Annotated in this window: 22 protein-coding genes; 15 read left to right on the top strand and 7 right to left on the bottom strand. The window is 32.0% G+C overall.

The annotated features are described in order from the left end of the window. Positions 1–2: 2 nt before the first annotated feature. Both KQ51_RS03920 and KQ51_RS03925 read left to right on the top strand, forming a co-directional pair. The gene (locus KQ51_RS03920; protein ID WP_038469154.1) at positions 3–437 is read left to right on the top strand and encodes a hypothetical protein; all 435 of its coding nucleotides are present in this window, start codon (positions 3–5) and stop codon (positions 435–437) included. Beyond that, positions 430–1,296 carry a DegV family protein gene (locus KQ51_RS03925; protein WP_038469157.1) on the top strand — a complete coding sequence of 289 codons (867 nt, stop codon included), beginning with the start codon at positions 430–432 and terminating at the stop codon, positions 1,294–1,296. The genes KQ51_RS03920 and KQ51_RS03925 overlap by 8 nt, the downstream gene beginning before the upstream one ends. 31 nt (positions 1,297–1,327) lie before the next feature. Here the strand turns inward: KQ51_RS03925 and KQ51_RS03930 are convergent, their stop codons facing one another. From KQ51_RS03930 to KQ51_RS03950, 5 genes are all read right to left on the bottom strand, one after another. Beyond that, positions 1,328–1,819, bottom strand: coding sequence for a Gx transporter family protein (locus tag KQ51_RS03930; protein ID WP_038469160.1), 492 nt, complete (start codon positions 1,817–1,819; stop codon positions 1,328–1,330). A gap of 155 nt (positions 1,820–1,974) precedes the next feature. After that, positions 1,975–3,114, bottom strand: coding sequence for a hypothetical protein (locus KQ51_RS03935; RefSeq protein WP_038469163.1), 1,140 nt, complete (start codon positions 3,112–3,114; stop codon positions 1,975–1,977). A gap of 295 nt (positions 3,115–3,409) precedes the next feature. Then, a complete protein-coding gene (locus KQ51_RS03940) occupies positions 3,410–4,732 on the bottom strand; it encodes an FAD:protein FMN transferase (RefSeq protein WP_038469167.1) in 1,323 nt (440 codons plus the stop codon). A gap of 80 nt (positions 4,733–4,812) precedes the next feature. Then, positions 4,813–5,490 carry a hypothetical protein gene (locus KQ51_RS03945; protein ID WP_038469169.1) on the bottom strand — a complete coding sequence of 226 codons (678 nt, stop codon included), beginning with the start codon at positions 5,488–5,490 and terminating at the stop codon, positions 4,813–4,815. Positions 5,491–5,584: 94 nt separating this feature from the next. After that, complete coding sequence (locus KQ51_RS03950; RefSeq protein WP_038469171.1) at positions 5,585–6,391, bottom strand: hypothetical protein; 807 nt, start codon at positions 6,389–6,391, stop codon at positions 5,585–5,587. Between the two features lie 174 nt (positions 6,392–6,565). Here KQ51_RS03950 and KQ51_RS03955 point away from each other — a divergent pair, with 174 nt between their 5' ends. Genes KQ51_RS03955 through KQ51_RS03990 form a run of 8 tightly spaced genes read left to right on the top strand, consistent with a single transcriptional unit; the run spans position 6,566 to position 14,542 of the window. Next, the gene (locus tag KQ51_RS03955; protein ID WP_038469174.1) at positions 6,566–6,919 is read left to right on the top strand and encodes an NADH-ubiquinone oxidoreductase-F iron-sulfur binding region domain-containing protein; all 354 of its coding nucleotides are present in this window, start codon (positions 6,566–6,568) and stop codon (positions 6,917–6,919) included. Positions 6,920–6,930: 11 nt separating this feature from the next. Continuing rightward, complete coding sequence (locus KQ51_RS03960; protein ID WP_038469177.1) at positions 6,931–8,619, top strand: [Fe-Fe] hydrogenase large subunit C-terminal domain-containing protein; 1,689 nt, start codon at positions 6,931–6,933, stop codon at positions 8,617–8,619. A gap of 11 nt (positions 8,620–8,630) precedes the next feature. Continuing rightward, positions 8,631–9,851 carry a 4Fe-4S dicluster domain-containing protein gene (locus tag KQ51_RS03965; RefSeq protein WP_038469180.1) on the top strand — a complete coding sequence of 407 codons (1,221 nt, stop codon included), beginning with the start codon at positions 8,631–8,633 and terminating at the stop codon, positions 9,849–9,851. A gap of 11 nt (positions 9,852–9,862) precedes the next feature. Next, positions 9,863–10,966, top strand: a complete 1,104-nt coding sequence (locus tag KQ51_RS03970; RefSeq protein WP_038469182.1) for an RnfABCDGE type electron transport complex subunit D — start codon at positions 9,863–9,865, stop codon at positions 10,964–10,966. Next, the gene (locus KQ51_RS03975) at positions 10,966–12,975 is read left to right on the top strand and encodes an FMN-binding protein (RefSeq protein ID WP_038469185.1); all 2,010 of its coding nucleotides are present in this window, start codon (positions 10,966–10,968) and stop codon (positions 12,973–12,975) included. The genes KQ51_RS03970 and KQ51_RS03975 overlap by 1 nt, the downstream gene beginning before the upstream one ends. Continuing rightward, complete coding sequence (gene rsxE / locus KQ51_RS03980; RefSeq protein WP_038469187.1) at positions 12,975–13,619, top strand: electron transport complex subunit RsxE; 645 nt, start codon at positions 12,975–12,977, stop codon at positions 13,617–13,619. The genes KQ51_RS03975 and rsxE overlap by 1 nt, the downstream gene beginning before the upstream one ends. Continuing rightward, positions 13,620–14,231, top strand: a complete 612-nt coding sequence (locus KQ51_RS03985; protein WP_038469190.1) for an electron transport complex protein RnfA — start codon at positions 13,620–13,622, stop codon at positions 14,229–14,231. After that, positions 14,231–14,542 (top strand): (Fe-S)-binding protein, encoded by a 312-nt coding sequence (locus tag KQ51_RS03990; protein WP_052609157.1) that lies wholly within the window; start codon positions 14,231–14,233, stop codon positions 14,540–14,542. Before KQ51_RS03985 ends, KQ51_RS03990 begins: the two co-directional genes overlap by 1 nt. 169 nt (positions 14,543–14,711) lie before the next feature. Here the strand turns inward: KQ51_RS03990 and KQ51_RS03995 are convergent, their stop codons facing one another. Further along, positions 14,712–15,551, bottom strand: a complete 840-nt coding sequence (locus KQ51_RS03995; RefSeq protein WP_038469192.1) for a rhodanese-like domain-containing protein — start codon at positions 15,549–15,551, stop codon at positions 14,712–14,714. A gap of 282 nt (positions 15,552–15,833) precedes the next feature. Here KQ51_RS03995 and KQ51_RS04000 point away from each other — a divergent pair, with 282 nt between their 5' ends. Together KQ51_RS04000 and KQ51_RS04005 are read left to right on the top strand one after the other, a co-directional pair. Further along, the gene (locus KQ51_RS04000; RefSeq protein ID WP_038469195.1) at positions 15,834–16,268 is read left to right on the top strand and encodes a NusG domain II-containing protein; all 435 of its coding nucleotides are present in this window, start codon (positions 15,834–15,836) and stop codon (positions 16,266–16,268) included. A 9-nt stretch (positions 16,269–16,277) separates the two neighbouring features. Then, entirely contained in the window at positions 16,278–16,502 is a 225-nt protein-coding gene (locus KQ51_RS04005) for a DUF1146 family protein (protein WP_038469198.1), read from the top strand. A 25-nt stretch (positions 16,503–16,527) separates the two neighbouring features. Here KQ51_RS04005 and KQ51_RS04010 read toward each other — a convergent pair whose 3' ends face one another. Further along, a complete protein-coding gene (locus tag KQ51_RS04010) occupies positions 16,528–17,139 on the bottom strand; it encodes a YigZ family protein (RefSeq protein WP_052609159.1) in 612 nt (203 codons plus the stop codon). A gap of 99 nt (positions 17,140–17,238) precedes the next feature. On the opposite strand from KQ51_RS04010, the gene KQ51_RS04015 reads away from it, so the two are divergent. Genes KQ51_RS04015 through KQ51_RS04025 form a run of 3 tightly spaced genes read left to right on the top strand, consistent with a single transcriptional unit; the run spans position 17,239 to position 21,427 of the window. Beyond that, positions 17,239–18,423 (top strand): CCA tRNA nucleotidyltransferase, encoded by a 1,185-nt coding sequence (locus tag KQ51_RS04015; RefSeq protein ID WP_052609162.1) that lies wholly within the window; start codon positions 17,239–17,241, stop codon positions 18,421–18,423. Then, the gene (pulA, locus tag KQ51_RS04020; protein ID WP_038469201.1) at positions 18,416–20,515 is read left to right on the top strand and encodes a type I pullulanase; all 2,100 of its coding nucleotides are present in this window, start codon (positions 18,416–18,418) and stop codon (positions 20,513–20,515) included. Before KQ51_RS04015 ends, pulA begins: the two co-directional genes overlap by 8 nt. A 9-nt stretch (positions 20,516–20,524) precedes the next feature. Continuing rightward, a complete protein-coding gene (locus KQ51_RS04025; RefSeq protein ID WP_052609164.1) occupies positions 20,525–21,427 on the top strand; it encodes a 3'-5' exoribonuclease YhaM family protein in 903 nt (300 codons plus the stop codon). The last annotated feature ends 56 nt before the right edge of the window (positions 21,428–21,483 follow it).

Here is a 21,483-nt window from a genome sequence, read left to right on the forward strand (position 1 = left end):
CCATGAACAGAATTGAAAACTTTGTAAGAAATACATTTAAAGATATCCCCAAGCAAAATAGAGACGAAATCATTGATGGTGTAATCGAGCAACTATTAGAAAAAGTAGAAGACTTAATCGACTCAGGAATAACTGAAAACGTAGCTATAGATCAAACGTTAATAGAATTTGGTAGTCTGGAAGACTATTTCCTAAAAGAGCAAAAAAAAGAAAAAAAGGCTAAACGATTAAAAACGATTAAACATTACAGAAATGATTTAATGTTTAGTAGTGTATCAGCAACTATTATTATTGGTGCATTAATTTTTATTAATTTAATGTATGCACCAGATGTAATCTGGTTCGTAATACCAGCATTAGCCGTTTTATTTTGGCCATTAGCTGTTCTATATAACCTTTTAAATAAGAGAGAAAGTAGGCGAGATAGTGATGAGTAAAAAAGCTGTAATTGCAACTTCAACAGGATGTTTAGACTACTTAGACTTAAATGAAGAGAATTTAAGAATATTAAGAATGAAAATTATCATGGGGGACGACACATACAATGACTTTATAGATATAACTGCAGATGCATTCTATAAAAGATTACTTGAGGATGACAAATTAGTCCCACAATCTTCAATGCCTTCACCAGGTGAATTATTAGAACTAATTGATGAACTAGAAGAAAAAGGTTATGATGAAGTATTCGTAACTACCATAGGTTCAGGTATGAGTTCGACTTATGATGTTTGCCTTGGAGTACAATCTACTTACGACGGAAAAGTTAAAATTCACGTAATTGATTCAAGAAACGCTGCTATCAGTGAAGGTTGGATTGCTTTAGAAATCTTAAGACTAATTAAAGAAGATAAATCAACAGAAGAAATTATTGAGTACATTGAATTTATAAGAACTAATCGTAAGCAATATTTTATGGTTGATAATTTAAGACTTTTCGTTGCTAATGGACGCCTTACTGGCGCTGCTGGTTTTATCGGAAGTATGTTGAAAATTAAGCCGATTCTAGAAGTTGATGATACAGGACATATTGTCCCGTTTAAAAAAATAAGAACTCAAAAGAAAGCTCTTAAAGAAATGGTTGATTTAGTTATTTCCGATCTAGCAAATATAGATGATTTCGTTGTAACATACGATACATCAGACAATTTAGAAGGACTACAATATATTAAAGACGAAATGGAAAAAGCTTACCCAGGTTATAAATACTATGAAGCACCAATTACTCCTGTAATTGGCTGTCATACTGGTGTAGGTACAGTAGGGATTGCCTATTTCGATCTAACAAAAAAATAATATAAAAAAAACCCGCTAAAATTAGCGGGTTTTAAATTGCTTTTTTTACGATTGCTAGTGATCTATTTGCAATCATACCAGTTAGAACTCCTGTGGCTACACTAAGAACTAAAATATATGGTAAGTAGTAAATTAATTCTGTTCTTTCAATAAGGAATATTGCCATTGCTATTTGTCCGACACTATGCCCGAATGCACCCATAATACTTACTCCAATCATGCTGAATACTCGAAATTGCTTAAAAGTAAACATGAGAAGATATGCACTGAGTCCACCAGATAATGAAAGGTAGAAAGTTACGCTAAAGATTGTACCTCTAAGTATTCCAACTAGAAGGATTCTTAAGATTAATACTAAAAATGCGTCTTTCTCTCCATATAAGTACATAATAATTAGTGTTACAACATTTGCAAGCCCTATTTTTACACCAGGAATGAAGACAGGTATAAAAGACTCTACTATTGATAATACAATACTGACAGATAACATAATTGCTAGTAATGTAAGTCTTTTTGTTCGCATAAAATCACCTAAGCTATTGTATCATTTAAATTTTATTATGGCAAGGGTATTCTAACTAGTTTTAGAGCATATCTCATGTTATCTAATATGAGTAGTAAACGCTAAATAAGCGCATTATATATCCTACACTCTAATAAATACCGATTTCTATAGTTCTAGAATCTTCCTACAATAACATCTGATTCATCAAGAATTCCAGCAGCAACTAATGCTCTTTGGAATGAAGTGCTTTCTCTTGACATTCTTACAGTTGCACCAGAAATTGTATCAAATGAATCTTGAGCAGTTTTTGTTGAACCAGCAACTAAATCTATACCAAAGTAATTGTCTTCGTTAATAGAATCTCCCCATTTAGTTACAGACCAATCAACTAATGAAGTTACTGAAGTAACATCTTTACCGATTAGGAATGCTTCTATTGCTTGATAATTACCTTCCCATCCACCGATTGAATGTCTACCATAATCTAAAGCGAATACATCAGGAACTGTGGTTGTAAAAGTAACTCCAGTTGCTTCTAGTAATTCTTGCATAGTTGAATCTGCAGTGATTCCTTCAAATACTCCATAATCACTCATTACATGATTGTACCCTGCAATACTAAACATATTTTTACCATCTAGTTGGCTCCATGAACTTGGTTTTAAAACACCTGAACCAGAAGTTCTAACTGTTGGAATAAATCCACCAGCATCACCATTAACAGTAACAGCACTTAGTAAAGTTGAATAATTATAACCAACAGGTAAAGATATTTCAAATTGGTATCTTGTTGTAGGATCTACAAATAAGAACACAGCTGATCCATCAGCGTATACTTCGACAGCATATAATGACATAAAGTCATGAGTATCAATTGTAAACATAGAAGTTCCTTTTGCATAACTAGAACCAGGTGTAGCTGCTATAGGTTCGATAGTTGCATCAACAGATATACGTGATGTACCGTCTTGACGAGTATACCATGAACCGTCTTTTAGTTTCCAAAATAATACAGATGCATCAGTAACAATACCGTCAGCGTCTAATGTAATTGTTGTTTCAACTTTTTGTGTTGCATCTTCTAATAAAGTTCCAGATGCTTCACCTTTCCAAGAATAACCTACGTAAGTACCAGATAAATCATCTTGTTCATTAGCTAAATTTTGATTAGCAGTTGCTAAATCATCTTGTAAATCAGCTACTGTTGAAGTAAGTTCAGTAATTTGCTCATCTAAATCTGTAGTATCAGGTTGACAAGCGCTTAAAGTTAATGAAATTAATGCAACAGTTAAAAATAATAATGTTTTCTTCATTGTAATTCCTCCATTGAGTTTTTATTTTGTTGTTTCGAAGATATTTTACCATAGTTTGAAAATGAAACAATTAAAGTAATAACTTTTACAAATAATGGTCGATAAGGATGAAATATTATAAACAACGCTATTTAGCTCTTTTTATAAAGTATTACAAATAACTCTCGACCATATTCTGCTTTTGGTCAAAGTGGTTCGTCTATTATACGTTCAAATAATATAGAAAAAAAGACAATACTTTATCACAAGTGGGTAACTCCCGTATGTGTAGTAATGTCTTTTTGTTTTTATTTAATTACTCTATTATGTCACCTAAGTATAACTCTTCAAAGTTGGCACTATAATGAATAGTACCATCAAGACCATACCAAATAGCTTCTAGGTCGTTAGTGTTATTTACAAATTCAATACCATCTTCAATACTCATGGTAAAGATTGCTGTACTGTATAAATCGGCTAGTCCAGCATCACCATTAACAACTATACTAACAGATCTGCTATATCTTTCAGGCATTAACGTATTAGGATTAATGATGTGATGGTAAAGTTCACCATCAACTGTAAAGTATTGTTGGTAATCACCACTAGTAACAAGTTGATCTCCATCACCTAGTAATATTGTTGCGTAACCAGGGTACTTTTGTCCGGAAGGGTCTGTTGCTGCTAAGATGAATTTACCATGATCTCTGATTGGATGAGTTCCACCAATTGAGATATTAGAGTTTCCGTTATTAAGTAAATATGCACTTAGATTTAATGAATCTAAATACCCTACTAAAATATTCGAAATATATCCTTTTGACATTCCACCTAAATCAATACTCATATTCTCTTCCATTGTAATTGTATAATTCTCATCATCTAAAACTATTTTACTTGAATCAGTATATTGATTCATTTCATTTAATAATGACATAGCTGGAATTTCCAAAGCTGCATTTGAGAATGGATCAGCTAATTCACGATAATCATGCCATACTTGTAAGACGGGTCCGAGTGCTAAGTTAAATAGGTTATTCACTTCATCTTGATGATCAAGTGTAAACTGGATCATATCAAATAGTCTTTCATCGATAGTATGAGTTTGGGTTGGGTTATCATTAATAGTTTTTACGTTAATAAACCCATCATATAATTCATATTTATCACTTAGGTTATGATAATCACTTATGATGTTTTCGACATTTTCGAAAATAGTTTTTGATTGATTATTGTATTCATCACCTTCGTAAAAAATGCTTAGTTTGATATATGTATGTAAATACTGAGAGTAATTAACAGTACACTGTGTTGTACCAGTATCATTAATAACTAAACAACCATCTTCACGGTACATAATCTTTCTTTGTAAGATTTTTGTTTGGCCATTATAGTCAAGAGAATAGGTTACTAAATAATCAGCTGCAACTTCAGTATCTATTGTGTGTGTTATAGTTACATATTCACTTAAATCTGTATTACCTTCTAAAGCGACGAATCCTGATTCTTCATACTCTTCATTCAATGTGTAGTTAACTTGAGTTTCGCCTTGAAGAGTAAAAGTTATATCACCATTATTACAAGCACTGAGTACTAAAGTAATAAGTAATGTTAAAATTAATGTTATTATTTTTTTCATGTCATTCATCCTTTCAAGAGAGATTATAACAATTTTATATATCTCTGTAAATAAAAAAACTGGTTTCCCAGTTTTTATTTTTAATAATTTGCTTCGTGATATCTTAATAACTCAATCATAACTCTTAAGAAGTTATTAGTACTTACTGTACTTGCTGAGAAATCATCAACGTCCCAACCATTAGTTTCAGTAAAATCAACAGCTCCTGCATTTGTCATACCATGTAATGTACCATTAGTAGCGACAACCATACCGTCTAAATCTGCCAAAGTTTTTTCTAAGAACCATGGGAAGTATCCTTCTTCAAGATCTTCTAAAGTAATTCCACCTTGTTCAGCAGCTCCACTTGAGTCTCCCCAAGCTCCAGCTAAGTAATGACCTTCGTCACCTTTTGAGTTAAAATCATAGTGCCAAGAAATTAATCTAATATCATTGGTACCTTTATTAATTTGTACATATACTGTATTCCAGAAGTTAACGTCACCATCACGACAAGTACATGATAAGTATGTTAATTGATAAATTACATAATCAGCTAACTTATTATATTCCATTAAAACGTATGCGTTCATATCAACTTCGTGACCTTCACCATTTAGATGAACGAAAGGAACTGCTTCCCCTTGTCCATTTGAGTAACCATCAGATTCTCCTGCACCAACTTCACCTAAACACTCAGGTCCAACACAAATGTCCTCACAAGCACTTAAACTTACTACAACTAAGACTGCAGCAATCAATAAAACTATTCTTTTCATTTAATATTCATCCTCTCAAATTATTATCGACTTAAAATCTCTTTCTTATTATATAAAATATTAATTTATAAAGCAATACAAATTTGCATAATAATTAATCTATATATTCAAGTTCTAATAGCGCTACAAGACTCTCTAAACTATTCCATTCAGAACCAAGTAGAAGATATAAAAGCGTGTCGTGATCATAGATGTCCTCATAAACTTCATTAAAGTTGTATATTTCATCAGTAAGAAAGTTCTCAACAATGGTCAATGTAGAATCCATGTTCATTTCAACATCATATCTTACTGAAATATTCTCGTCATTCAAAATATCAAATCTAATATAGGTAATATTATTTGCCACATCGAAGTCACCATACATAACATATGTTAAATCATTAGTCTCATCAATATAAGTATCATAGAAGGTATTACCAATATTGTAGTGTCCAGAACCTCCAATAACGTGTTCTCCTAAATACTCATAGTAACCACCAATTACAAATACTCTTTCGTAACCCAAGTAGTTTAATACGTCTTTTAAATAACCACTTCTAATACAACCATCAGCATATAAGAAGATTGCTTTTTCAGGTTCGAAAAGTCTTAATAAGATTCGCTCATCTAAAATTTGGTCAGGGTCAAATTCATATGTACGATCGCGATTAAAAGCACGGAAGTCTAAATAATCAAAGAAAGGTATAACATCAAAGCCTTCAATGATTCCGTATTTAAATGAAGATTCAAAGTTTCTTAGATCGATGTATTGAACATCATCTCTAAAAAGGTATAAATCTAGATTTTCCATAGAAATTTCACTTTCTGCAGTTATAACTAATGGTTCCTCAGTTTGCTCACAAGAACCTAAGGTAATAGCTAGCAATGATAATGCCAAAATTATTAATATGTTTCTCATAAAAACGCCTCCTAATACTGCCGTTTTTTATTATAACAAATTATACAGAATTGTATATAATATTATATCAAAAGATTTCTAAATAATATAATAAAATTATATTCACTTTTGAAATGCCTTTTGTTATAATTAAATAGGTTATATTTTTTTATTACGCGAAAAGAGGTGAACGCAATGACAAGTAAGTCTCAAGAAGTAAATGTTTTGTTCGAAAAATGGATTCTCGATGCTGATACAAAACTAGATAGAGAAGAACTATTTAGTAATGTTAAATCATACTTAGAATCAACGCATCCGGAAATATGTGGGAAATGTATACCATGTCGCGATGGTGTCGTTAAGTTAGAATCATTATTTGAACAATATATTCAAGGTGAGGCGACCTTGAAAACTTTAAAAGAAATAGAGCGAATCGTATATAATTTACGAGCAAGCCGATGCAGTGTAGGGTTGGACATTGGTAAAAACATGGAAGTTGTTCTAGAAAACAGCTACAACATTTTATACAACCCGGTTAAGAAATATTAAGGAGGAGCAAAATGGCTAAAGTTACTATCAATGGTGAAATTGTCAAAGTCAAAAGTGGTACAACCATCCTTAAAGCTGCTGAAAGCATCGGTATAGAAATTCCAAGATTATGTTTTTTAGAAGAAATAAATGAAATTGGATTTTGCCGTATTTGTGTTGTTGAAGTAGAAGGTGAACAAGACTTAGTATCTTCTTGTAACACAGAAATTAAAAACGGAATGGTTATTGCTACAGACTCTGAAAAAGTCATCAATTCAAGAAGAGCTACATTACAGCTTTTAGCATCTCGACATCGCTTCGATTGTTGGAGATGTCCAAAAGATGGACAATGTGAGTTCTACGACTTATTAAAAGAGTTCGATGTTACATTTGAAGAATTTGGACCAGGAATAGGAAGAAATCCTGAACAGATATATGGAAGTGGAATATCACAAGATCAATCAAAATGTGTTTTATGTAAACGATGTGTTGCTGTTTGTACAAACGTAGTTACAGCAAAAGTATTAAAATTTAGAGACGAAGATGGAATTAATCCTATCGTAAGTCCAACTCCAGGATTAGCATTTGATGAAGCAGGTTGTACTTTCTGTGGCCAATGTGTTAAAGCATGCCCAACAGGTACGTTATTTGAAACTGATCATACAAAAGAAGTTGAAGCATTACTACGCGATAAAGACACTAAAGTTATTGCTCAAATCAATACTCTAGCTAATAGCGCATTAGCAGAAGAATTTGGTTATGACTTAGATACTGATGTTGATGAAACGTTCGGTAAAACAATTAGTGCTTTAGAACTAGTAGGATTCAATCAGGTAACAACTTTAGACTTTGGAACAGATATGCAAAGTTATGCAACAGCAAAAGAAGTTATTACTAGATTAGAAAACAGTAAAAACTTCCCAGTAATCACTTCAACTTGTCCTGCAACTAATCGTTACCTAGAGTTATACAAACCAGAACTATTAGATAATTTATCAACAGTTAAATCACCACATACATTACAAGCTGCTTTACTAAAAGAAAAATTAGTAAAAGACAATGTAAAAGTTGTGACAATCGATACTTGTACTTCTAAGAAAAACGAAATTACAAGAGATGAACTTAATAACGAAGTTGATTATGTTCTAACTGTTCGTGAATTAGCTAAACTATTAAAACGCAAAAACATTAATTACAAAAAACTAGAAAACAAAGAATATAAAAACGAATTAACTGGTGAAAAAACTCCACTTGTAAAACATGGAGCATTAATTTCTACCCTAAACGCAGTATCAGAATTATTAGACTCTAAACCACTTGAAGGAATTAACTTCAAAGTAGTAAGAGGCGAAAAATTCAATGAAGCAGTTGGAATGATCAAAGAAGCTCAAGTAGTTATCGCAGGAAACAAATTAAATGTTGCTATCTGTCATGGTGGTGCAGCATTCAAAGAAATGTTTGCTAAAATAGCTTCTAAGAAACAATATCACTTAGTTGAAATGATGACTTGTCCAGGTGGATGTATCAATGGTGGCGGAATGCCATTCAATTCATTACCAATTGAAGAAGTAATCAAACTAAGAGCTAAAGCATTACACCAAAACGACGAACTAGAACTATCAAATCCTACTCACAATAAGTTAGTTACTGAAACTTATAGTGAAGAACTAAAAGACTTAATCCACACTACCTACTCACAAAAAGAGTTCACGAAAGAATAGAAGGTGTTTTTATGATAACGGAAAATAAACAATTTCTAGATCCTAGAAAAGTATATATCCCATTAACTGATAGAACTTCTAAAATTGCCAACGTTCTAGTTGAGCAATCTGAAGAAGTTAAAGTCGGACAAGTAATTGCCGATAAGTATAATGGAAAATTCAAAACACCAGTTATTTCAACAGTAAGTGGAACTGTTGAAGGATTTATAGAATTAGAAGATCGTTTCGGTAAAAAAATTGATCATGTCATTATTGAAAATGACTACAACTATTCAACTGTAAAATATAAAGATTTAACTTTAGATGCTAGTCCATCTGAAATTAAAAACCGTTTAGAAGAAATGAGTGTTAATCAAATCAGTGTTGATGGTTTATACACTGATGTTGATTTCAACAAACCAGTTAACTACATCGTAATAAACGCTACATATACAAATGAACCATTTATCTCAACTGATTATGAGTACATCAAGAAAAGCGCAGAAGAAATCGCTCTTGGTATTAAATTATTAGGACGAGCTGCTCATACCGAAAACTTGTACTTAATCGTTGATAAATTTATGGATGAAGAAACATTATATAATTTAGGAAAAGCAACAGTCGATAAAGGAATTGAGATTATTACAATCAATTCTAAAAAAATGCAAGGCGATGATTATAAACTAATCAGAAAACTTATTAAGAAACCTCTTACTAATAACTTATTAGATGACGGTGTTATATATACTACAGTTTGTGCTGCTAAAGCAACATACGACGCAGTAGTAAATAGCTTGCCTTTCACTAAACGCCAAATTGCTGTAACCGGAGATGCATTTAAAGCAAATGCATTATATGAAGTTAGATTAGGAACGTTATTCACTGATATCGTAGAAGATTTACAAAACTACCAAATCACAGATAGCTTAAACTTACACATTGGTTCATTCTTAACGGGATACCAATTAGAGACAGATGAATTTAGTATTACATCAAGCGTTGACAGTGTTAACGTTGGTGTTATTAGAGAAGATGAAGAAGAAGTGTGTATCAAATGTGGTGACTGTAACGACGTATGTCCAGCAGGAATCTTACCACAAAACATCATGGATGCTGAGTTAAGAAATGTTAATGCACGTATCGTTGATTTAAATACAAGTGAATGTATTGAGTGTGGACTTTGTACTTACGTATGTCCTTCAAAAATAAACGTACTAGAATGGGTACGACGTGCTAAACGTCGTGTCGGATAGGAGATATACATATGGAATTTACTACGAAAAAACCTCCTATTAAAACAAATCAAGAACGTTCATACAAAAAACTCTTAACACTTCACATCTCACTTATCATCGTTTCTCTAGGAGCAATCTTTACCAGAGCATTTATACCTCTACTTGAGGAAGGTGCACAATGGGCGCCAGATGAATTATTCAAATCTTTCCTAATGTTAGCTGTCGGAGTTGGAGTAAGTGTCTTACTTGAACTGCTTTATGCATTAACAGAAGGTAAAGCCCAAGAATTTACAAAATATAAAAGACTTGTTGATCCAATCAACACAGGATTATTAATCGCATTATTATTACCTACAGTTACACCTATTTACGTATTAGTATTAGCAGTTGTAGTTGGTGTTTACGCTGGTAAAATCGTCTTTGGTGGATATGGATATTACATCTTTAATCCAGTATTAGTCGGTGTCTTATTTGCGAATATCTCATTTGCTAGCCAAATGATCGTTGAAGGAACTCCGTTATTAATGTTGAAAGATGCATTAGCTGGTGGAGCTTCAAACTTCAATTTAGCTAATTTATTAGTTGGTAACTACGAAGCAGTAGCTATCGGTAGTACAGCTGCCGTTCTACTAATCATTTTATTCATCTACTTATTAATCAACAAAGTTGTTGATTTAAGAAGTAGTGGAGTATTCGTATTATCAGTTATCTTAATTAGTTTAGGAATTGGTTTTGTTAACTTTGATTTAAACGGTATGTTAGTTTATACATTAGTTAACTTGTTAACAGGATTAACCCTCTTCGGGGCTGTCTTCTTAATAAGTGAAACAATATCTAGTCCAACTTCTAGGGAAACTAAAATCATTTATGCAGTAGTAATTGCGATTCTTACAATGGCTGTTCGTGTACTTGGTACAAACCCAGAAGGTATTGTATTTGCCGTATTATTCGGTAATATGATTACACCATTCCTAAATAGAACAGTTAAACGTTCTAACAAATCAACATTTATTAAAACAGTGGTTATTTCACTCTTTGTTGTAATTTTAACTGGACTTGTTTTAGGATTTATCCTTCAAGGTCGATTTATTGAACTATTTAATGCGACAGCATTGATGGGAGGGTTATTCTAATGTTTAAAGGATTGAAAATCGTATTTATGCTTTCATTAGTAGTAATCTTAAGTAGTGTTGCTGTTTACTTTGTAGAAGACCTAACTACCCCGATTATAGATGAAAGACAAAGATTAGAAATACAAGCTGCAGTCGAAGAAGTATTCCCTGCTATTACAGGTACTACCTGGGATGTAATAGATTCAGAATTTGATTTCTCTGGTTCACCAATCACTGGTGCGAAAGAGATTAAGAATGGAGACATCTTAGTTGGTATAGTCTATACTGTAGTATTTAGAGGATTTAGTTCTGATATTACATATGTTGTTGGTTTAGACAACCAAGGAACAATCACAGGATACAAAACAATATCACAAAATGATACAGCAGGTTATGGTGCACAAATTGCAGATTCTGCAAACTGGACACAATTCCCTGGATTACTATTAGAAGCTGTTGGTAATGGTGGATTTGATGGTTTAACCGGTGCTTCAGTAACAACAAGTGCTTGGAAACAATCATTTGCTGATGTTCAAGCTTTTCATGCTTCAGCTGGAGTATTCCCAGAATTATCACAAGCAGATAAAGACAAAATATTTACAAATGGTGTACTTGGAGATTCATTCGTAGTCGAAGAGATGGTAGTTACAGGATTCAAATCTTTAGAAGATTTTGAAATCGACAGAGCTTATACAGCAACTGACGGTACTACTGAATACGCTGTTTACTTTGAAGTATATGAATCATATAAACCAGACGCAGAAGTATTCTTAGTTGTTGATTTAGCTGATAATACAGTATTCAACTTCCAAGCAACTAAAAATAGCGATACCGCTGATTGGGGTGGAGTAATTTTAGATTCTGCAAGATGGGCACAATTAGAAGGTGAAAATCAAGACTTCTTATTCGAAGGTGCATTTGATGATTTAGGTGGAGCTACAACTTCATATAGTACTTGGCAAGATGCAATGCAACGAATCTCAATTTTCCATCAAGGAGAATACATGGGAATCATTCGTTATACAACATTAGAATTACTAGATATCTACCAAGAACAATTATCAGTAGAGTTTACAGATAATACAGTAATTGAAGATGTAAAAGAACAAAAAGTAGCAAACTTAAATATCTCAAACATTTATGATGTTAAAGATGACTTAGGAAATATCTTAGGAACTGTTTACTACGTTAATACTTTAGGAGCCTACAATAACGGTCCAACATTTATTCAATTCTTAGTCGGAGTTGATCCTGATGGTAACTATACAGGTTTAAGAGTTCTAGAAACTACAGATTTAGTGTTGTTAGATTCTGAATTGTTAATTACTGATCCAACAGTATTTGATGGAACTGATTATTTCGCAGATGAAATCGTAGGTTTAACAGTAACTGAAGATATAACTTTAGATGTAATAGTAGGATATGAAACACAAATCGCTAGTATCGAAGCTACTTTAAATCAAGTAGGAACATACCACGATGAGAAATATCCTTTACGTGATGACGTTGTAATAGCTGATGCTAATTTACTTCCAGCATTCCCTGATGCAGTTTCATTCACAACTATCTACAGTGATTATACTTATAAAAACGGAATTGTTAATGTATATGAAGCATATGATGCAGAAGCAGCATTACTTGGATATGTATATGCCGGAAAATATGTTGGAAACAATTCAGACATACTATATACAATTGGTGTTGATTTAACAGGAACAACTGTAAAAATTAATGTTTACTCAGGAGACGAAACTTGGATTAATGCTGGATTTGGTTTCTATGATGGTAGCGAAGGTGATGACTTTAGAACAAGTGATTGGCTTCTAAACTTTGAAGGCTTAGATGATGGAACATTTGTTGCTAATTACACACCAGCTACAGATCCGACATTTGGTACTTCAACAGACATTGATGCAGTTTCAGGTGTATCAACAACAACAGGTGGAGACGATACTCACTTCGGTTTAATCGATAGTGTATATCAAATTCTTAAATTCCACACAGACAATTCAGTAGGAGGTGCTTCTTAATGGCTAGAAAACCAAAATCATTAAAAGAAGTGTTCACAGCTGGATTCTTCAAGCAAAATCCAACATTTGTCCAATTCCTTGGAATGTGTCCAACACTTGCTGTAACAGGTAGTGTTGAGAATGCACTTGGAATGGGTGCGGGTGTTATATTCGTATTAGTATTATCAAACTTAATAATTTCATTAATTAGAGACTTTGTACCAAATGAAGTACGTATTCCGATTTATATCGTAGTAATCGCTTCATTAGTTACAGTATTAGAAATGTTAATGAATGCATTTGTACCAGATTTAGCAGCATCACTAGGAACATTCTTAAGTTTAATCGTAGTTAACTGTTTAATTTTAGGACGTGCAGAAGCATTTGCTTCTAAAAATGGTCCAGTTAAATCAATGGCTGATGGACTTGGAATGGCTTTAGGATTTACAGGAGGTATCGTATTAATTGCGTTCTTCCGTGAATTACTAGGTTCAGGTTCTATTACAATTTGGGGAGACTTAGCATTACAATTAATCCCTGAAACGTATCAAATTTCAATTTTAGTAGCTCCAGCTGGTGCATTCTTGGTATTCGGAATCTTAGTAGCACAAGTTAATAAGATCCGCTTTAACAAAGAAGACAAACAACAACAGGAGGTGGCATAGATGAGTGTTCTCGCAATCGCATTTGGTGCAATCTTCGTTAGTAACGTTGTATTAAACCAGTTTTATGGTCTTTGTCCATTCTTAGGAGTTTCAACTAAGAAATCAAGTGCTTTATCAATGGGTATGGCTGTAACATTCGTAATCACATTAAGTACAATGATTGCTTATGTAATTTATCATAAAGTATTAGTACCTAACGGTATTGAATATCTATCAACAATCGTATTTATCTTAGTAATCGCTTCATTTGTTCAACTAGTAGAAATGGTTATCAAAAGATTTAGTGCTACTGTTTACAGTGCACTTGGAGTTTACTTACCATTAATTACAACTAACTGTGCGGTATTAGGGGTAGCAATTGATGTTACTGTTAATGGTACAGGTTCAAGTAAAATCTTAATGGCTGCAGGACAAGTTCCAACATTCTTTGAAGCAACTGTTTATGCTTTAGGTATTTCAATCGGTTATGCACTTGTAATATTCTTATTCAGTGCTATCCGTGAAGAAATGGCTGCTTATCCAATCAAACGTAACTGGCAAGGTATTCCAATCGCGTTAATCACTGCCTTCATCATGGCTATGATCTTCGTTGGATTTGGAGGAATTGTATAATGGTATATGTAATTATTTTAGCTGCTGTCGTTAGTGTTGTCTTAGCCTTATTACTATGGGGAGCAAGTGTTGCCCTTCATGTAGAAGAAGATCCTAGACTACAAGGAATCGTTGATTTACTACCAAACCAAAACTGTGGTTTATGTGGTAATCCCGGTTGTAAAGCAATGGCACAAGCTATTCTTAATGAAGATTCTAAATTATCACAATGCAAACCAGGTACAGCAGAAATGAGAGAAGATATCGCAGAGTTCTTAGAAACATATGATAACGATGCTAATGGAGTAGATGCAATAAAAGTTAAAATGTAATAGTAAAAGAACGTTCATTTGAACGTTCTTTTTTTTACCTTATATTTGATTTACTTCGCATATGAGTATAGATTGATAGTATAGCCTTAGAATTGCTTAGAACTAAAAAAATCATAGAAAAAAGAGAAACAATTAAGTTTCTCTTTTAGTTTTGTGTTTAAGTTAGTAATTATTCAGCTAAAACTAATGCAGCATTGAATGCTACTTCAATTTCGTCATATCCGATTGATACTCCAGCTAAACCATCAGTAGCCCATGCAGCGTCGAAACCTTGGTTTGCAACGATTGCAGCAGATAAAGTGTTTGCTTGAACATACCATTCAGCGATTGCAGTAGGATCACTAAATGCAACCATGTTGTAAGCATCACCTAAAGTTTGTTTTGTAGAACCTTCTTCACCCGGAACAGCTGAATCAATGTATAAAGCTTCGATTCCACCGTTAGCGCTAATAGTTAATACTACAAAGTAAACATTCCCGTGTGAATCTGCAGGAGCAGAAGCAACATATACACCAGGAGTGTAAGTACCATATACTTCGTTTTCTAATACGTAAGATCCGTCTCCAGTAACAACGTTGTTACCTTCGTAAGTTCCAAATCCTGTAACGTTATAAACGTTAGTATAATCTAATGATTCTAAAGCAGCTTTAACCCAACCAGCACGTCCTCCTGATTGACACATTAAGAAAATTGCTTCAGCGTCTTTATCAAATAAAGCTTCTAATCTAGTTGCATCACCAACAGCAGTAGTGTCACCTTGTCCAGTAATGATTCCTTCAGCTTGTAAGTAATCGAAGAATGGAATAAATTCGAATCCTGCGATATACCCTTTGTTTAATTTGTCATCAAAGTTTCTTAAGTCAACGTATTGTACGTTTTCTCTGTTTAAGTACTCATCAACATTTGTCATATCAATTTCACCTTGTGCAGGTAATTTTGCTTCTCCACCACATGCAGTTAATGTAAGTGTTAAAGCGATAGCAGCAAATAATGCTAATAACTTTTTCATTAAAAAATTCCTCCTAATATTATTTTTTTTAATTCTCTATAATTATAATAGTTTGTTTACTAAATGTCAATGTTTTCAGTTAATACGAAACCCTTTAATAAAGCCGTTAATGAATATTCTAAATAAAAAAAATTAAATTAATATAAAGTTAGTATAAGAACTAAATGTATTAAAAAAGTAAAGTAAATAAAGAAAATAAAAAAAGTGTGTTTGTTATTCGAATTCTTTCTTCTTATCTTATAGATATGTTATAATATAATGACAAAATAAAAAGGTGATTATATGAAGAAATCAGATATTATATTAATTACTGTTATATTAATTGCTGCATTAAGTAGTTGGTTAATATTTAGACAGCTAAATAGTGAGAACACAATCGAAGATGGTGTTGCAGCTGTTTACTATAACAGTACAAAGATATTAGAGATTAAATTAGAAGATGGTTCTTATAAAATCTTCGATAATACTAGAATTATTGAGATTGATGAGGATGAATTTATTTTTCATGTTGAAGGATCTAATCCATACGGAGTAATCATTAAATATGATAATAATAGAGTAAAGGTAATTGATGAGGAAAGTCCAAAACATATTTGTCAAACTCAAGGGTGGACAAACTCAACTTTATACCCTCTAACTTGCCTTCCAAATAATATCGTAATTGCTATTGAAACTGGAGCTTATGTATTACCACCAGTTGATGATACAACTAGTTAGGAGACGCTTATGAACGATCTGTTATTAACACTATTTGAATTAGGATTATTCTTTATCTTTTTAGTTATTAATCTACAACTTCTTAATACACTTCAATTCGATAAATTGTTTAAGAAAGGAACACAACCAAGACGAATGCAATTATTATATTTCTTTGTTGTTGTTATATTTACATACTTACTAACAAGATCATTAATGCATGTTATTGAATTATCAATAAATTTAACCAATTAAAAAGCAGACAAATTGTCTGCTTTTTTTATTCGTATCTTTCGTACTCATCAATATACTTATATTTAGCAACACCTTTAGTGTGTTCAGTAATAGTGTTTTTCATTTTCGCTAAATTTTCACTTTTCAATTCAATCGTATAAATTACTTCATTAGTATATTCAGTATTAATAAGGTGGTAACTATCTCTCAGGTATTTCTCCACATTTCCAATTTGATCAAACGGGATAATTATATTCATTTTGGTGTATTGTACTAAAATGGTAAAAGTGGCTTCAATAACTGTTTCACTTACACTTTTAGTATAAGCTCTAACAAGTCCACCCGCACCTAATTTTATACCACCAAAATACCTAACCGTTACAGCAAGAATATTTGTGAGTTGTTGTTTCTTTAAAACTTCAATCATTGGCATACCGGCAGTCTTACTTGGTTCTCCGTCATCACTATATTTTTGGATTTCTTGATTCTTACCAATAATATATGCGTAGCAATGATGATTTGCATTAGGATGTTCAGAACGTAATTCCTTAAGGATAGAATTTACTGTTTTAACACTACCTACAGGTGTTAAATAACAGATAAAGCTACTCTTGTTTATGACTGTTTCGCTACTAATAGTTTCTTTTACACTTCTCATCAAATCACCGATTTAAGTATAACACTTCTTAAAAGAAAAAAATACGCTATTTGTGGAAATCTTTCTATATGTATAGTATAATTTTTATTGGTGATTTAAGTGAATAGATATTTTGAAAATGCAAAAGGAATCTTAAAAAGATTAAAGTCTAAAGGCTATGACGCATATATCGTTGGTGGTTATGTTAGAGACAAAGTCATAGGCTTGAAATCAGATGATATCGATATAACAACAAGTGCAACTCCTGAAGAAGTAGATGAAGTATTTGAAAATGTCAAAAATACTGGTAGAAAATTTGGAGGAGTTACAGTTATAATTGATGATCATAAATATGAAGTAACGACATTTCGTTTAGAGGGTGAATACGCTAAACATCGTTATCCTAAAGACGTATCTTTTTCTAAAGAAGTCTTTGATGATATTAAACGTCGTGATTTTACTATGAATGCATTATATATGGATGAAAATGAAAATATCAATGATAAATTTAATGGTTTAAAAGATATTGAAGATAAAATTATAAGAACAATCAATGACCCTAAAGAAAGACTTAATGAAGATGCCCTTAGAATATTACGAGCTTTTCGTTTTGTCAGTAAACTAGGTTTTGATATTGAATTAGAAACCTTAGCCGCAATAACTTCTTTAAAACATTTAGTAAAGACTGTAACAATCGAGAGAATTATGGTTGAACTGGACAAAATATTTAATGGTGATTATCAAAAGAAAGCTATTAAATATTTAGTCAAAACAGGTATTAGTGAAGAGTTATACGGTATAGATAAAGGTTTAGAATACATCAGTAACATAAAAGAATTTGTCTATCCTTTAGAAGTGTTTATTATCTCTGACATTTTAGGAGATTTAGAAGATACTTGGCGTTTTAGTAATAACAACTACCGACTTATTAAACAGGTAGTTAACTTACATGAAGTAACAAAAGAAAACGAATTTAATAAATATATACTATTTTCAAATAAATTAGATCCATGTTTACTTACAAACAGAATCAATGTCTTACTAGGATATAAAGATCAAAAGCAATTTATTATGGACATGTACAAAGATATGCCAGTAATGGATGTATGTGATCTTAAATTCAAAGGACAAGACATCTTAGCTCTAACAACGATGAATAACCGAAGATTAATTAGTTTAGTAATTGATGACTTGCTTTATAATGTAATTATGGGTATAATGCCTAACGAGTATGAAGTATTAAAACAATTCTCTTTAAGAAGAGTAGCAGAATTACAAAAAGAAATGGGAGATCTCAATGAGTAGCAAATTTTATTCGTACTTAGATGATTTTAGTCAAATAACGGTAATTGTTCCCAATAAATACCGTGATGACTTTGTAAAATCATTTAAAGTAATCGGGAATGATGAAGAGATTGATTTAGAAATCATCTCTACAGAGTTATTAGGGAACGAAAGAAAGTATATAACAAGATTTGACGGGTACATTTTATTAAATCATATGTATCATATTTTTGATGATAATAATGAATCTAGTGAGTTATTCACAGGGAAAATAGTTCGCACTGAATTATTCGATGATATTTATTATTACGAAAATACTGATTTAGGTTCTAGTTATCGAAGAGACCGTACTAAATTTAAAATTTGGACACCGGTAGCTAAGTATATGAAACTAGAATTAGTTGATAAACAAGGTGCAAGCGAAATAGTTCCAATGGAATATGATAATCAGGGTGTTTGGTATTTACGTTTACGCGGTGATTATGAAGGTTATAAATACCGTTATATCAGTTACGTAAATGGTAAAGAACATACATTAGTAGATCCATACGGAATTAGTTCAAATGCTAACGCTGAATATAGTTATGTTATCGACCCTGCTAAACTATATAAAATGCGTCAACAAAGACCTAAATTTAGTGGTGTACCGAATGATGCCGTAATCTATGAATCACATGTTAGAGATTTTACGATTAGTGATTCGACAAATGCAACATATCCCGGTTTATATAAATCTTACACAGAGCCAGGGTTAACAACTAAACAAGGAAATAAAGCTGGATTAGATTATTTAATCGATTTAGGAATTACCCATGTTCAGTTATTACCTATTTATGATTTTGGTGGAGTAGATGAATCTGATCCAACAAAACATTATAATTGGGGTTACAACCCTGAACAATATAATGTACCTGAAGGATGGTTTAGTACTGATCCTGACGATCCTTACGCCCGAATCAATGAGTTAAGAGAACTAATTGATAACTTACATAAAAATCATTTAAGAGTAGTTATGGATGTTGTCTTTAATCATGTCTTTGATCACAAATGGTTTGCTTTTGAGAAAATCATTCCAGGTTACGGATATCGTTTTGACGAACAAGGATTAATGACTGATAGCTCTGGTTGTGGAAATGATCTAGCTACAGAAAGAAAAATGGTTCGAAAGTTTATCATTGATAGCGTTATGTACTGGGCAAAAGAATACAAAGTAGATGGCTTTAGATTTGATTTAATGGGATTAATTGATATTAAAACAATGAATACCTTACGTCAAAAACTAGACCGTTTTAGAAAAGATATAATCGTTTATGGTGAAGGTTGGAGAATGCCAACTGAAATTGGTTATGAACGAAGCGCTCATATGTATAATAAACATTTGTTATTTAACATTGGACATTTCAATGATAAAACAAGAGAACTTATTAAAGGTGCAACTTTTGATTCAAAACAAAAAGGTTATGCCCTTGGTTCTAATGCTAAATTAGATGATATTAAAAATATAATTCTTGGTAGCGCAAACCATAAATTCTTATTCCGTTATCCATCACAATCAATTAATTATGTTGAATGTCATGATAATAACTCATTCTACGATAAGGCAATTGGTGCTTTAGGAGTAGATGTTAAAGAAGACGAAATTAAAAAACGTCAAAGACTAGCTACAGCAATGGTTATCCTTTCGCAAGGTGTTCCATTTATTCATTGTGGACAGGAGTTTTATAGAACTAAACAAGGTGTAGAAAACTCTTATAAATCACCAGATAAAATTAACCTAGTTGATTGGAATCTAGTTGATGAAAATATGCGTGATATTGAAGTAATCAAAGAGTTAATCCGAATTAGAAAGAAATATGATTTATTCCGCTTAACTGCTCCTTCAAAAATTAGGGATTACATTGAGATTCATTGCTTAGAATCAGGAACCATTATTTATAAATTAAAAGATGTTGAAAATGATATAATTGTTATCTTCAAAAATAATCAAGAAAAAGAAACAATTGACTTAGAAGGAAGATACAATTTAATCTTTGATGGTCGTAAGAAATCACGTCGTTTATTAGCTAAAATAAACGTAGATGAAATCACAACATACATATTAAAAAGAAAATAGGTGAAGTGTATGGAACAATCGTTTTATGCAAAATTAGAAACAGTAAATAGTACATCATATGATACAAATACATTACGTGTTACAGCAGAGAATAAAGAAGGTTACACATTACGAGTAGATGAAAACTCAAAACTAGATGTTGGTTCAATTTATGAGTTTAAATGTCAACCAATCATCTTCAAAGAAAAAGAGCAATTAGAAGTTTTAGAGTTTACACATATTGATGATAGCGAGATTGCTTTTGAAAGACGCCAAGAATTAATGAGTACTTTCTATGAGTATAGTCCAGTCGATTCAGTTGAATCGAAAACTATTATTGAGAAATATGTAAAACAAATCGAAAACCCAGTTATTAAAGAAGTAGTAGATACAATCTACAAAAAACATGAAAGAGATTTTTATCTTTATCCAGCAGCAACAAAATTCCATCATGCGTATATTGGTGGATTAAGCTATCATACTTCAACAATGATGAAGTTAATTGATGGATTTATGGATGTTTACCCATTCCTAAATAAAGATCTATTAATCGCTGGTATCTTACTTCATGACGTTTTAAAAGTAGAAGAGCTATCGAACTACGCTGGTCCAGAATATACCAAAGAAGGTAAATTACTTGGACATATTACAATGGGTGTAAAAGAAATTGAATTAGTAGCTTATGAATTAGGACACTTAAAAAAAGAAGAAGTATTATTACTTCAACACATGATTTTATCTCATCATTACTATGGTAATTATGGTAGTCCAAAGAAAACAAATATTCCTGAAGCATTAATTCTTCACTTTATTGATAATATTGATTCTAAAATGACAGTTTTAAAAGAAACTCTAGAACAAATAGAACCAGGTGAATTCACACCTTCTATCCCTGTCTTAGACCGTGAAAGATACTATAAATCAAAACTATAGAAAAGACCTTTAAAAGGTCTTTTTTTTATAATATTGTATAAAAAAAACCTCAAAAT

It is taken from the genome of Candidatus Izimaplasma bacterium HR1 (assembly GCA_000755705.1).
Classification (GTDB): Bacteria; Bacillota_I; Bacilli_A; order Izemoplasmatales; family Izemoplasmataceae; genus Xianfuyuplasma.